Source organism: Streptomyces sp. NBC_01426 (genome assembly GCF_036231985.1).
Lineage (GTDB): Bacteria > Actinomycetota > Actinomycetes > Streptomycetales > Streptomycetaceae > Streptomyces.
Map to the genome: position 1 here is coordinate 5,990,943 of NZ_CP109500.1, position 12,863 is coordinate 6,003,805.

Annotated in this window: 13 protein-coding genes; 6 read left to right on the plus strand and 7 right to left on the minus strand. The window is 72.8% G+C overall.

Going from position 1 to position 12,863, the window contains the following annotated elements; all coding sequences use genetic code 11:
• Positions 1-6: 6 nt before the first annotated feature.
• The 6 genes from OG906_RS26625 to OG906_RS26650 form a co-directional block, all read right to left on the minus strand.
• Entirely contained in the window at positions 7-1,050 is a 1,044-nt protein-coding gene (locus OG906_RS26625) for a phosphotransferase family protein (protein ID WP_329446368.1), read from the minus strand.
• Positions 1,051-1,242: 192 nt separating this feature from the next.
• Entirely contained in the window at positions 1,243-2,154 is a 912-nt protein-coding gene (locus tag OG906_RS26630; RefSeq protein ID WP_329446370.1) for an MBL fold metallo-hydrolase, read from the minus strand.
• A gap of 175 nt (positions 2,155-2,329) precedes the next feature.
• On the minus strand, positions 2,330-2,626 hold the full coding sequence (locus OG906_RS26635; protein ID WP_329446372.1) for a hypothetical protein: 297 nt from the start codon (positions 2,624-2,626) through the stop codon (positions 2,330-2,332).
• Between the two features lie 105 nt (positions 2,627-2,731).
• A complete protein-coding gene (locus tag OG906_RS26640; RefSeq protein WP_329446374.1) occupies positions 2,732-3,061 on the minus strand; it encodes a DUF202 domain-containing protein in 330 nt (109 codons plus the stop codon).
• Positions 3,058-3,456, minus strand: coding sequence for a YidH family protein (locus tag OG906_RS26645; RefSeq protein ID WP_329446376.1), 399 nt, complete (start codon positions 3,454-3,456; stop codon positions 3,058-3,060). The genes OG906_RS26640 and OG906_RS26645 overlap by 4 nt, the downstream gene beginning before the upstream one ends.
• Positions 3,457-3,465: 9 nt before the next feature.
• Positions 3,466-3,987: an NUDIX hydrolase gene (locus OG906_RS26650; protein WP_329446378.1), complete on the minus strand. Its 522-nt coding sequence runs from the start codon at positions 3,985-3,987 to the stop codon at positions 3,466-3,468.
• 84 nt (positions 3,988-4,071) lie between these two features.
• Between OG906_RS26650 and OG906_RS26655 the strand changes: the two genes are divergently transcribed.
• Positions 4,072-5,727 carry an FAD-binding dehydrogenase gene (locus OG906_RS26655; protein WP_267829513.1) on the plus strand — a complete coding sequence of 552 codons (1,656 nt, stop codon included), beginning with the start codon at positions 4,072-4,074 and terminating at the stop codon, positions 5,725-5,727.
• A 91-nt stretch (positions 5,728-5,818) separates the two neighbouring features.
• On the opposite strand, the gene OG906_RS26660 is transcribed toward OG906_RS26655, so the two are convergent.
• Positions 5,819-6,250 carry an ASCH domain-containing protein gene (locus tag OG906_RS26660; RefSeq protein ID WP_329446381.1) on the minus strand — a complete coding sequence of 144 codons (432 nt, stop codon included), beginning with the start codon at positions 6,248-6,250 and terminating at the stop codon, positions 5,819-5,821.
• A 209-nt stretch (positions 6,251-6,459) separates the two neighbouring features.
• On the opposite strand from OG906_RS26660, the gene OG906_RS26665 reads away from it, so the two are divergent.
• The 5 genes from OG906_RS26665 to OG906_RS26685 all read left to right on the plus strand — a co-directional run bounded on the left by OG906_RS26665 (position 6,460) and on the right by OG906_RS26685 (position 12,793).
• On the plus strand, positions 6,460-7,398 hold the full coding sequence (locus OG906_RS26665) for a hypothetical protein (RefSeq protein WP_329446383.1): 939 nt from the start codon (positions 6,460-6,462) through the stop codon (positions 7,396-7,398).
• A gap of 38 nt (positions 7,399-7,436) precedes the next feature.
• Positions 7,437-8,981: an APC family permease gene (locus OG906_RS26670; RefSeq protein WP_267800384.1), complete on the plus strand. Its 1,545-nt coding sequence runs from the start codon at positions 7,437-7,439 to the stop codon at positions 8,979-8,981.
• Between the two features lie 217 nt (positions 8,982-9,198).
• Positions 9,199-10,638, plus strand: a complete 1,440-nt coding sequence (locus OG906_RS26675) for an amino acid permease (RefSeq protein WP_267800383.1) — start codon at positions 9,199-9,201, stop codon at positions 10,636-10,638.
• Between the two features lie 150 nt (positions 10,639-10,788).
• Positions 10,789-11,529: a FadR/GntR family transcriptional regulator gene (locus OG906_RS26680; RefSeq protein WP_329446386.1), complete on the plus strand. Its 741-nt coding sequence runs from the start codon at positions 10,789-10,791 to the stop codon at positions 11,527-11,529.
• Positions 11,522-12,793 (plus strand): CynX/NimT family MFS transporter, encoded by a 1,272-nt coding sequence (locus tag OG906_RS26685; RefSeq protein WP_329446388.1) that lies wholly within the window; start codon positions 11,522-11,524, stop codon positions 12,791-12,793. The genes OG906_RS26680 and OG906_RS26685 overlap by 8 nt, the downstream gene beginning before the upstream one ends.
• Positions 12,794-12,863: the final 70 nt, after the last annotated feature.

The window sequence follows — 12,863 nt, forward strand, 5'->3', positions numbered from 1 at the left end:
GGTTCCTCAGCCTTCCTGGAGGGTGTGCAGACCGTGTTCGATGAAGACCGGGACCAGCTCGCCGATCCGGTCGAAGCCCGCTCCGACGGTCTGTCCGAGCGTGAAGCGGTAGTGGATGCCTTCGAGGATCACCGCGAGCTTGAACCAGGCGAAGGCGGTGTACCAGGCGATCGCGGAGGTGTCCCGACCCGAACGGGCGGCGTACCGCTCGACCAGTTCCGCGGGGGAGGGGTGGCCGGGCGCCCCGCTGGTCGTGCTGACGGGGGAGGCGGTCAACCCCAGGTCCGAGCTGTACATCACCAGCAGCCCGAGGTCGGTCAGCGGATCGCCGAGCGTGGACATCTCCCAGTCGAGCACCGCCCGGATCGTGTCGTCCGGTCCGCCGATCAGGACGTTGTCGAGCCGGAAGTCGCCGTGCACCACGGTGGGGGCGGGGGAGTCGGGCAGGGCCCGGCCGAGCGCGCCGTGCAGTTCGTCGATCCCTGCGAGTTCCCGGCCGCGGGAGGCCGCGAGTTGCTTGCCCCACCGGCGCAACTGCCGTTCGAGGAAGCCCTCGGGGCGGCCGAAGTCACCCAGGCCCACGGCGTCCGGGTCCACGGCGTGCAGGTCGACCAGGGTGTCGACCAGGCCGAGCACGGCCCGTCGGGTGCGGTCGGGGCCGAGGACGGACAACTGCTCGGCCGTCCGGTAGGGGACCCCGTCCACGTGCTCCATCACGTAGAACGGCGCACCGAGCACCGACTCGTCCTCGCACAGCAGCACCGGCTCGGGCACCGGCACGGCCGTGCCGTGCAGGGCCGCGATGACCCGGTACTCGCGCCGCATGTCGTGGGCGGTCGCCAGGACGTGGCCGAGCGGCGGGCGGCGCACCACCCAGCGGGCGGCCCCGTCGGTGACCGCGTACGTGAGGTTCGAGCGGCCCCCCTCGATGAGGCGGCCGGTGAGCGGCCCCGCCACGAGGCCGGGGAGCGCGGCGTCGAGATGGCCGCGCAGCCGCTCGGGATCGAGGCCCGGGGGGCCGGTCGGGGTCGGTTCTGGCGCTGGGGTCATGGTGGGCACCTCCGTACGGGATGGACGGTGACGGAACGGACGAGAGTCATCATGCCGACCAGTCGGTATGGCGTCCAGAGGGTACGCCGAAACAAGCCCCGACACGCCGGGCGCGTCGGGGCGAGCCGGGGTTTGTCGGGGCGGCGGCCGAGCCGGGGGGCGAGCCTCGTCGGGGCGGCCGACCTCCCCGGATCAGGCGTGGCAGAGGATCGCGGTGCCGCCGTTCATCACCGTCATGTCCCGGAGCACGGCCACGATGTCCAACGGGGCCCCCTCCGGTTCCCCGGCCAGTTCCGCGTACGCCCGGTGCAGGTTCGCCACCAGCCGCTCGCTCTCCCGCCAGGCCGCGAACTCGCCCAGGTCCGCCCCGAGCGCCGTCTCCAGCGGGGTCAGCCCCTTCGCCCGTCCCTCCAGGGCGAGTTCGGCGACGTGACGCAGATACCGCTCGGTGTCCTCGTACGCCGAGGGGTCGGTCAGCGGCCCGTGGCCCGGGACCACGGTCTCCGCGTCGAGGGAGCGCAGCAGCTCCATGGCCCGCAACGAGCCGGACAGCGAGCCCATCGCCAGGAAGGGGGTGCCGCCCGCGAAGACCAGGTCCCCGGTGAACACCACCCGCTGCCCGGGCAGCCACACGAGCGAGTCGCCGGTGGTGTGCGCGACGCCCGGATGGATGATCCGCACCTCGATGTCACCCACGTGCAGGGTCGTCCGGTCGTTGTACGTGAGATCGGGAGGGACGATCTCCACGGCGCCGAAGTCGGTCGTGGGCCAGATCATCTCCAGCTGGTGCCCGGCGGCGAGCTGCTCGGCCCGCGCGTTGTCGTGCCCGAGGATCAGCGCCTCCGGGGCGAAGACCCCGTTGCCGTAGGTGTGGTCGCCGTGGTGGTGGGTGTTCACGACCGTGCGCGGCATCGGGACCCCGGTCGAGGCGACGGCCTCCCGCAGCGCCAGGGCCCGGCGCCGGGTGGCCGCGGTGTCGACGAGGAGCGTCCGGCCGCCGTCGCTCACGAAGCCGGCGTTGTTCAGGCACCAGCCCCCGTCCGGTTGGACGTAGGCGTGGACGCCGGTGGCGGGCTGGACGAGGTACGGCTCTTCGACGATCATCTGCGTGCTCCCCGGGTCGCGTTGACGGGCCGTGGGCATCCTGCCGGCCGTGACGGAGCGCGGGGCGGGCGGGGTGAGGGGGAGCGGCGACGGACCCCGCCCCCGACCGGGACTCGGGTCGGGGGCGGGCGAACCGGCGGGACGGCCCGGGGAGGCGGGCCGGGGAACGCGTCGGTCAGTGGTCGTCGTAGTGGCCGTCGTGCTCGGCGTGCCGGTGCCCGTCGTGCAGGTAGTCGACGTGGTTGCCGTGTCGGACGCTCTGGTGGCCGCAGTCCGCGCCGTGCGCGTGCGCGTGGCCCTCGTGGGTGGTGTGCTCGTCCGTCTCGCACTCGTCCCAGTGGCCGGAGTGCTCCCGGTGCAGATGGCCGTCGTGCGCGTAGTCGACGTGATCGCCGTGCTCGACCTCGGTGTGACCGCAGCCGGGGCCGTGCGCGTGCGCGTGCGTGGGGTGCTCGTGGTGCAGGGTCGTCATGGCGCCGAGGCTAGTGCGGATCATCCGAGATCGCCCCATTTGTGCCGCTGGTTTCCCTCGCGTGTCCGAGCGGGAACGCGCCAGGCGGATCATCCCTTCATCGGCTCAGAGGATCACCGCCACCGCGAAGGCCGCCAGCGCCAGCGTGCACAACGCCGCCCCCACCGCCGAGCGCGGCGCCAACGGCGACGGCCGGTACGCCGCCAGCGCCCGGATCCTTCGGTGCGCCACCCCCAGGAACGCCAGCCACAGCAGCACGATCACCGCCACCCCGGCCACCTCCACCGGAGACCCGGATCCGCGCAGCGCCTGGCGCAGCGCCAGCACCGCCGTCACCGAGCACGCCAGCGTCGTACGCCGCCACGCGAGCCGGGTCCGCTCCGGCTGGAGCCCGGCGTCGCGGCCCCCGGCCGGGCCCGGACCCGGGCCGCTCACCGCGGGGCCGTCCAGCCCAACAGCACGACCGCCATCATCACCACGGCCACCAGACCGACCCCCAGGCTGAGCACGACCGGGAACCGCGACAGCGGCAGGTCCTCGCCCCGCCGCATCGCCCGCTCGCACCGCGCCCAGTGGTTCACCGCCCGCAGGGCGCAGGCCGCGCCCACCGCCAGGAGGGCGAGGGCCATCCCGACCCGTACGCCCCACCGCAGGTCCGGCAGGAACTGGTCCACCGCGAACCCGCCGCCGACCAGCGCCAGCGCGGTGCGGATCCAGGCAAGGAAGGTCCGCTCGTTGGCGAGCGAGAACCGGTAGTCGGGGGTCTCGCCCTCGTCCCTCAGCCTCTCGGGTGCGAACCAGAGCCGCACGTCCTTGACGAAGTCGATCACCTGATCAATCTACTGGCGGGACTCCCGGTGCGCGCGCAGCCGCCGGTAGGCCTCCAGTCCGTCCGGCACCCACGACCACCCGCCGTCCGCCACCCGCTCCGCCAGTTCCTCCTCGGACAGCCAGGTGTGCCAGGCCACCTCCGACTCCTGCGGCCGCACCGGCGCCTCGCAGCGCACCTCGTGCACGTACGACCACCAGGCCCCGCCCGGACCCTCGTACAGGAACTTGAACAGCGGCGTCGGCTGCGCCAACGAGGTCACCCCCAACTCCTCCCCGGCCTCCCGCAGCGCCGCGTGCGGATAGCTCTCCCCGGTGCCCAGCACCCCGCCCACGAACATGTCGTGGTGCGAGGGGAACACCAGCTTCGAGTCGGTCCTGCGGTGCACGAAGATCCGCCCCCGCGCATCCCTGACCTGCACGAACACACACCGGTGGAGGAGCCCCCGGGCGTACACCTCCCCGCGCGGGGCACTGCCCGTCACCCGGTCGTCCCGGTCCACCACGTCCAGCACTTCATCGGAGGCACTCACGGGTTCGTCCCCTCTTCGCTGTTGACTGGTTACCGCTCCGTAGCAAAGGATCTGCCCCACCACCGACCGGAGGACGGGCAGCGCATGACGTACGACGCAGACGTGATCGTGATCGGAGCGGGGCTCGCGGGCCTCGTCGCCACCGCCGAGCTCGTCGACGCGGGCCGCAAGGTCATCCTGCTGGACCAGGAGCCGGAGCAGTCCATCGGGGGTCAGGCGCACTGGTCCTTCGGCGGCCTCTTCTTCGTCGACTCGCCCGAACAGCGCCGGATGCGGATCAAGGACCACCGCGACCTCGCCCTCCAGGACTGGCACGGCACGGCCGGCTTCGACCGGGAGGAGGACGCCTGGCCGCGCCGCTGGGCCGAGGCCTACGTCGACTTCGCGGCCGGCGAGAAGCGGCCCTGGCTGCACGCCCAGGGGGTCCGCTTCTTCCCCGTCGTCGGCTGGGCGGAACGCGGCGGCTACGACGCCAACGGCCACGGCAACTCCGTCCCCCGCTTCCACATCACCTGGGGCACCGGCCCCGGCCTGGTCGAGCCCTTCGAGCGGCGGGTCCGCGCCGGCGTCGCCCGCGGCCTGGTCCGGTTGGCGTTCCGCCACAAGGTCACCGGGCTCTCCCGCACCGGCGGCGTCCTGGACACCGTCACGGGGGAGATCCTGGAACCCTCCGACGCCGTACGGGGCGCCGCGAGCGGCCGTGAGAGCGTCGGCGCGTTCTCCCTGCGGGCCCAGGCGGTCATCGTCACCAGCGGCGGGATCGGCGGCAACCACGACCTCGTGCGCAAGCAGTGGCCGGCCCGCCTCGGCACTCCTCCCGAGCGGCTGCTGTCGGGGGTGCCGGCGCACGTGGACGGCCTGATGCTCGGCATCGCCGAGGACGCGGGCGCCCGCCACATCAACAAGGACCGGATGTGGCACTACACCGAGGGCATCCAGAACTGGGACCCCATCTGGAACAAGCACGGCATCCGCATCCTGCCCGGCCCGTCCTCGCTGTGGCTGGACGCGACGGGCCGGCGGCTCCCCGTACCGCTCTTCCCGGGCTTCGACACGCTCGGCACCCTCGACCACATCATGAAGACGGGGCACGACCACACCTGGTTCGTCCTCAACCAGCGGATCATCGGCAAGGAGTTCGGCCTCTCCGGCTCCGAACAGAACCCCGACCTGACCGGCAAGTCGATCCGCCAGGTCATCGACCGCGCCCGGCAGGCCGTGCCCGGCCCGGTCAAGGCCTTCATGGACAACGGCGCCGACTTCGTGGTCGAGCGCGACCTGGCCGCCTTGGTGCGCGGCATGAACGCCGTGACCGGGGAGGACCTGCTCGACGAGGCCACCGTGCGCCGCGAGGTCGTGGCCCGGGACCGCGAGATCCTCAACCCGTTCACCAAGGACCTCCAGGTGATGTCCCTCCACGGGGCGCGCAGGTACCTCGGAGACAAGCTGATCCGCACCGCCGCCCCGCACCGGATCCTGGACCCCGAGGCGGGCCCGCTGGTCGCCGTCCGGCTCTCCATCCTGACCCGCAAGTCCCTCGGAGGCCTGGAGACCGACCTCTCCTCCCGCGTCCTGGGCGCCTCCGGCGATCCGCTCCCCGGCGTGTACGCGGCCGGCGAGGCCGCCGGGTTCGGCGGCGGCGGGGTACACGGCTACCGCGCCCTGGAGGGCACCTTCCTCGGCGGCTGCATCTTCTCCGGCCGCGCGGCCGGCCGCGCCGCCGCCAAGGCGGTGAGCTGACCGGGCGGCGAGGCACACCGTCGGGCGGTCCGTCGGCCGGCCCGCCCGACGCACCCGGGAAGGTGCGACAGGGGCCACTTCGACGACAGCACTAGGTGGACGGCAACAACTCCAGCACCCGGAACCGCTCCAGCACCACCCGGGTGTCGTCGTCCACCGTGAACCCCGGGTCGCCGATCGCCTCCCGGATCGGCGCGCCGTGCCAGAACCCCTCGTGCGAGGAGCGCCATTCGGCCACCGTCGCATACCCCTCGCCCTCGTCCAGCGCGTGCGCCAGGTCCACCTCGGCGAGCGCCACCACCCGCACCCCGGTCACCTCCACCAACGCGACCGGGCGCTCCAGCGAATCCACCAACACCGAGCGGTCGCCCGGCGCAGGCAAGGGCGCGCCCTCGGCCTCGTACTCGGGCAGCAGCCCCGTGGTCGCGGTCTTCGCCCCGCTGAGCACCGCGGCCACCAAGGCGTCCCGCAGCGGCCCCGGGAAGCCCAGGAGGCACGGAGGGAGATCGTCGTACGTCGTCATGCGTCCCACCCTATGCACGGCGCCGCCGACCCACGAAAGGGAATTCCCCCTCAACTCCACGCACCGTCAAACCAGTTGAAACCCGCCACCCCCTGGACCGGACCTTGACGCGGAGCAGTGCGTACCGCTTTGCTGTGCGTGATCATCCGGCAACACACCGGCCCGATCCCCTCACCCACCCGCTCCCGTGTCCTGGAGGGAACCCGCGGATGTCCCCTCCGCCGCCCCTCGGCCGCGCCCGCAAAAGGGACGCCCAGCTCTTCGACCCCGCCCTGTGCGACACGGAACTCGTCGACGTCCGCAGCCAGTTCAGCCAGGGGCGGTGGGCCAAGGCACGTACCCTCCTCGTCGGCACCGCCGACGACTGGGACCGTCGGGGCCACCGCGTCGTCGTCCTCGCCGAGACCCCGGCCGCCACCGCCTGGGCCCGCGAATGGCTGCTCGCCGAACCCCACAGCGCGGACGCGGCCACCCTCCTCGCCTGCGCCACCGTCTTCACCGCCCTGCGCCGCAAGGGCACACCCGAGGCGGCGGAGGAGGCCTGCCGACGCGCGGCCGCGCTGCTCCCCGCCGACCCCACCCCCTGGCTCGCCCTGCTCCTGCTCACCCGTGCCTTCGGCACCGAGGAGGAGTTCAGCCGCCATTTCGACCAGGTCCGGGCCCGCCACCGGGAGCACCACCACGCCCACCACCTGATGGTCGCCAAGCTGGCCGAGCGCGCGCCCGACGGCGGCCTCGACCCGCTCCACGAGGTCTACGACTTCGCCGCCTGGGCGGCCGAGGAGTCCCCGGCCGACTCCCCGCTCGCCGTGCTCCCCGTCATCGCCCACGCGGAGCGCTACCGGGTGCTCGCCGCCGCGGGCGGACCCGGCGGGGCCGTCTCCCACTGGTCCGGCCGCCGCGCCCGCCAGGTACTGCGCTCCGCCTTCGACTGGTGGCTCGAATGGGAACGGGACGACCACCCCCGCAACCGGGTGGACCTCAACTACCTCGCCCACGCCAAGCTCTCCGAGGGACGCTCCGCCGAGGCCGCCGCCCTCTTCCACCGGATCGGCCGCCACGCGACCCCCGCGCCCTGGTCGTATCCGGACCTCGATCCGCACAAGGCGTTCCTCGCCGCGCGCAGTGCGGCGCTGGGCACCGCTTAGCAGGACACCCCCAGTCCCCTCCCCGAAAGGACGCCACCATGGCGACGGGCAGATCCGCCACGCTCACCGACCCCGCCGAGATACGCACGTACAAGGGGCAGGACCGGGCCCTGCGCGCCGGCCGCCTCGGCACCGCCGGGCTGCTGCTCTCCGTACTCGCCGCCAGCGCCCCCCTGATGGTGGTCGCCGGTGTCATGCCGACCATCTTCGGCGTCATGGGGATCGTCGGTCAGCCGCTGCTGTTCGTCGTGCTCGGCGCGGTCCTCGCGCTGTTCAGCATCGGCTACGCCGAGATGAGCCGGCACGTCCACAACGCCGGCGCCTTCTACGCCTACATCGCGCGCGGCCTCGGCCCCACCGCCGGCGCCTCCGCCTCCTTCGTCGCCCTCATCGCCTACAGCGCCATGCAGGTCGGCGTCTTCGGCATCCTGGGCTTCGAGATCTCCGGCCTCTTCGCCACCTACCTCGACGTCGAACTCGCCTGGTGGATACCGGCCCTGATCGCGGTCGCGGCCACCGGCGCGCTCGGCTGGCTCAAGATCGACCTCAATGCCAAGGTGCTCGGCGTCCTGCTCCTCATCGAATGCGCGCTCGTCGTCGTCTTCGACGTCGCCGCCCTCGGCAAGCCCGGCCCCGAAGGCCTCTCGCTGCACGCCTTCAACCCCGAGACCCTCACGGGCGCCGGCCTCGGCACCGCCCTGTGCTTCTGCATCGCCGCCTTCGTCGGCTTCGAGCAGTCCCCGGTCTACGCCGAGGAGACGAGCAAGCCGCACATCGTCGTCTCCCGGGTCATGTTCCTCGCCGTCGGCTTCGTCGCCCTGTTCTTCGCCTTCAGCGCGTGGGCGCTCACCGTCGCCACCGGACCCGCCGACGTCGTCAAGACCGCCGCCGACGCCGGCCCCGGCCTGCTCTTCGCGCTCACCGAGAGCCGCCTGGGCGCCGGCTTCACCGACGTCCTGCACGTCCTCTTCGTCACCGGCATGTTCGCGGCGATGCTCAGCTTCCACAACGTGGTCGCCCGCTACGCCTTCGCCATGGGCCGCGAGGGCCTCCTCCCGGCCGCCTTCGGTCGTACCAACGCCGGCACCGGCGCCCCCGGCACCGGCTCGTTGCTGCAGACCGCCATCGCCGCGATCGTGGTCCTCGCCTTCGCCGTCACCGACGACGGCCCGGCCGGCGACCCCACGGCCCCCGTGCTGCACCTGTTCACCTGGATGGGCAGCGTGGGCGCCCTCGGTGTGACGCTCCTCATGGCCACGGCCTCCTTCGCCGTGATCGCCTTCTTCGTCCGCCGGGGCACCGCCGGCGCCCAGGTCTGGCGGCTCGTCGCGGCCGGCGCGGCCGGTCTGGCACTCCTGTTCATCGCCGTCTACACCGTCAAGGACTTCGCCGTCCTCGTCGGCGCCGAGGACGGCTCCGTGCTCAGCTGGGTACTGCCCGGCATCATCGGACTGGCCGCCGCCGGCGGCCTCGTCCACGGGCTGGCGCTCAAGTCCCGCCGCCCCGACGCGCACGCCCGGATCGGTCTCGGCAACGAGGCCTTCCGGCTCGACCAGGCCGCGGACCCCACCCCGGGGGACTGACCGCGCCGCCACGCATTCCAGCTCCAAGGAAGCCCCCGACACCCCTTTCCAAGGTCGTCGGGGGCTTCCGCGCACATGGACCGGGTTTTGGTGGGTAGCGGAGCCTCATGGTCTCCTGGGGCGACCACACACGGACCGCGGCGCCGGAGACACCACAGAACGTCCCCGCGCGGCGGTTCTGACCTGCCTGTCCCACCCACGAAGGCGAAGTCAGTACATGAGTGACCGCACCTTGGCCGAGGCTCCCGCCACGGCGCCCTCCCCGCATGTCGACGCCGGTGACGAGGGCTACAGCAAGGACCTCAAGTCCCGCCACATCAACATGATCGCCATCGGCGGGGCGATAGGCACCGGCCTGTTCCTCGGTGCGGGTGGCCGGCTCGCCGGCGCCGGTCCCTCCCTCGCGATCGCCTACGCGGTGTGCGGCGTCTTCGCCTTCTTCGTGGTGCGCGCCCTCGGCGAGCTCGTCCTGTACCGCCCCTCCTCCGGCGCGTTCGTCTCGTACGCGCGCGAGTTCATGGGGGAGAAGGGCGCCTACACCGCAGGCTGGCTCTACTTCCTCAACTGGTCCACGACCACCGTCGCCGACATCACCGCCGCCGCGACCTACGCGCACTTCTGGGCGATGTTCACCGACGTCCCCCAGTGGGTCCTCGCCTTCGTCGCCCTCGCCGTCGTCCTCACCGCGAACCTGATCTCGGTGAAGTACTTCGGCGAGATGGAGTTCTGGTTCTCCCTGGTCAAGGTCGCCGCCCTGACGATCTTCCTCCTCGTCGGCATCTACCTCGTCGCCACCAGCCACGAGATCGACGGGCACACCCCGGGCCTGTCCTCCATCACCGACAACGGCGGCCTGTTCCCCGTCGGCATGCTCCCGATGCTCCTGGTGATCCAGGGCGTCGTCTTCGCGTACGCCTCCGTCGAGCTGTGCGGCGTCGCCGCCGGCGAGACCGAGAACCCCGAGAAGATCATGCCGAAGGCGATCAACTCGATCATGTGGCGCGTGGGCATCTTCTACGTCGGCTCGGTCGTCCTGCTCGCCCTGCTGCTCCCCTACACCTCGTACTCCGAGGGCCAGAGCCCCTTCGTCACGGTGTTCGACAAGCTCGGCATCCCCGGCGCTGCGGGCATCATGAACCTGGTCGTGCTCACCGCCGCCCTCTCCAGCCTGAACTCCGGCCTCTACTCCACCGGACGGATCCTGCGCTCGATGGCGATGTCCGGCTCCGCGCCGAAGTTCACCGGCGTCATGAACAAGGGCAAGGTCCCCTACGGCGGCGTGCTGTTCACCGCGGCCTTCGGCGTCGCGGGCGTCGGTCTGAACTACTTCATGCCCAAGGACGCCTTCGAGATCGTCCTGAACTTCGCCTCGCTCGGGATCCTGGGCACCTGGGCCATGGTCATGCTCTGCTCGCTGCACTTCTGGCGCCGCGCCCGGCAGGGCCGCGTGGAGCGCCCCGCCTACCGACTGCCCTGGGCCCCCTACACCCAGATCGTCACCCTGGTCTTCCTCGTCACCGTCCTGGTCCTGATGTGGTCCGACGGCGGCGTGGGCCGCACCACGGTCATGTTCGTGCCCGTCATCGGCGCGGCCCTGGTCGGCGGCTGGTTCCTGGTGCGCCGCCGCGTGGCGGAGATCGCCGCCGCCCGCCGCTGACCCGCCCGACCCACCCGCGAGGCCCCCCGCACCGGAGTTCCGACCCGGTGCGGGGGGCCTCGTACTTTCCGAGGGGGACTGGCGGCGACTTGCCTCCGCAAACATGGGATGTTCCCATGTTCCGAGCAACGGAATCGAGAGGACCGGACCATGCCGCTGCGCAGCACCCCCCGCGCCACCCTCGTCGACCAGGTCATCACCCAGCTGGAGACCCTGATCGCCGACGGCGAGTGGCCGGTCGGGACCCGGATCCCCGCCGAGCCCGTACTGATCGAACAGCTCGGCGTCGGCCGCAACACCGTCCGCGAGGCCGTCCGCGCCCTCGTCCACACCGGACTCCTCGAACCCCTGCGCGGCGACGGCACCTACGTCCGCGCCAGCAGCGACTTCGGAGCGGCCGTCCAGCGCCGGCTGCGCCGCTCCGGCGAACTGGAGGCCTACGAGGTCCGCTCCGCGCTGGAGCGGGACGCCGTCCGTCACGCCGCGCTCCGCCGCACCCCCGAGGACGTCGCCGCCCTGCGCGAGGCCATGGCCGAGCGCACCCGCGGCTGGGAGAGCGGCGACATGGACGCCTTCGTCGACGCGGACCTCACCTTCCACCGCGCCGTGGTCGCCGCCGCCCACAACAGCGTGCTGAGCGACCTCTACGAGCACTTCGCCGGCGCGCTCCGGGCCGGCGTCCACTCCGTCGTCAGCGCCCCCGTACCCGACTCCGTACGCCACCAGCTCGATGCGCACCAGGCGATCGCCGACGCCATCGAGGCCCAGGACCCCGACGCCGCGGAAGCGGCGGTCTCCGCCCACCTCGCCGAAGGCGTGGCCGCCCTGACCGGGCGGCAGCCGGACGCACGGCCGGACACGCAGCACAGTTCAGGAGCACCACGTGAGTAACAGCGCCGCCACCCGCGCCGGCCGACCCGCGATCCCCGCCGCGCTCCCACCGCCCCCGGGACCCGCGACCGGGCCGGGCACCGGAGGCCGCCGGGCCCTCCTCCTCGCCGCCGGGGTCGTCCTGCTGGCACTCAACCTGCGCCCCGCGCTGGTCGCCGTCTCACCCCTCGCCGACACCATCCGGGCGGACAGCGGGATGTCGGCCGCCTCGGTCAGCCTGCTCACCGCGCTCCCGTTGCTCTGCTTCGGCCTGCTCGCGCCCCTCGCCCCCCGGATCGGCCGCCTCCTCGGCACGGAACGCACCCTCCTCGCCACCATGGCCCTGATCTGCGCGGGCACGGCCCTGCGCATGCTCGACAGCGTCGCCGCCCTGTTCGCCGGCACGGTCGTCATCGGCGCGGGCATAGCCGTCGCCAACGTCCTGCTCCCCGGACTGATCAAGCGCGACTTCCCCACCCGCACCGGCCTGATGACCGGCCTGTACTCCATGTCCCTCTTCGGCGGCGCCGCCCTCGCCGCCGGCGTCACCCTGCCCGTCCGGCAGGCCGGCGACATGACCTGGCGCACCACACTCGCCTGCTGGGGCGCGCTCGCCCTGGTCGCGCTCCTCGTCTGGCTCCCGCAGGTCCGCTCTCGCGGCCGGAGCGCCGCGGCCACCGCCCGCGCCGCCGCCCACCCCGTGCGCGGCCTGTGGCGCTCCCCGCTCGCCTGGCAGGTCACCGCCTACATGGGACTGCAGTCCCTCGGCTACTACGCGGCCGCCGCCTGGCTGCCCACCCTGCTCACGGACGCCGGGACGAGCCCCGCCAACGCCGGGTGGATGCTCTCCTTCTCCTCGCTGCTCGGCATCACCGGTTCCTTCCTCGCACCGGTCGTCGCCGGCCGCAGGATCGGTACGGGAACCCTCGCCGTCCTCGGCGCCGTCCTGTGCGGCCTCGGTCTCACCGGGCTCCTCGTCGCCCCGGTCGCCGGCGCGTACCTCTGGATGGTCCTGCTCGGACTCGGCCAGGGCGTCGCGATCAGCCTCGCGCTCCTGTTCATCCTGCACCGCGCGCCCGACGCCCGGCACACCGCGCAGCTCTCCAGCATGGCCCAGTGCCTCGGCTACACCCTGGCCGCCACCGGCCCCGCCGTCCTCGGCGCGATCCACGACGCCTCCCACACCTGGACGCTCCCGCTGATCGTGCTCCTCGTCCTGCTGATCCCGCAGATCGCCGCGGGCCTCGGCGCCTCCCGCCCCCTGCACGTCGCCGGTCGCCCCTGACCGCGCGTCTGCCGGAGACCTCCCGAGGTCTCCGGCAGACCCGCGTCCGGACGTTCCGGAAAGGGAGACG

Coding starts and splice junctions, on each gene's coding strand:
- OG906_RS26625 (WP_329446368.1), bottom strand. CDS start 1,050: ATGACCCCAGCGCCAGAACCGACCCCGACCGGCCCCCCGGGCCTCGAT.
- OG906_RS26630 (WP_329446370.1), bottom strand. CDS start 2,154: ATGATCGTCGAAGAGCCGTACCTCGTCCAGCCCGCCACCGGCGTCCAC.
- OG906_RS26635 (WP_329446372.1), bottom strand. CDS start 2,626: ATGACGACCCTGCACCACGAGCACCCCACGCACGCGCACGCGCACGGC.
- OG906_RS26655 (WP_267829513.1), top strand. CDS start 4,072: ATGACGTACGACGCAGACGTGATCGTGATCGGAGCGGGGCTCGCGGGC.
- OG906_RS26660 (WP_329446381.1), bottom strand. CDS start 6,250: ATGACGACGTACGACGATCTCCCTCCGTGCCTCCTGGGCTTCCCGGGG.
- OG906_RS26665 (WP_329446383.1), top strand. CDS start 6,460: ATGTCCCCTCCGCCGCCCCTCGGCCGCGCCCGCAAAAGGGACGCCCAG.
- OG906_RS26670 (WP_267800384.1), top strand. CDS start 7,437: ATGGCGACGGGCAGATCCGCCACGCTCACCGACCCCGCCGAGATACGC.
- OG906_RS26675 (WP_267800383.1), top strand. CDS start 9,199: ATGAGTGACCGCACCTTGGCCGAGGCTCCCGCCACGGCGCCCTCCCCG.
- OG906_RS26680 (WP_329446386.1), top strand. CDS start 10,789: ATGCCGCTGCGCAGCACCCCCCGCGCCACCCTCGTCGACCAGGTCATC.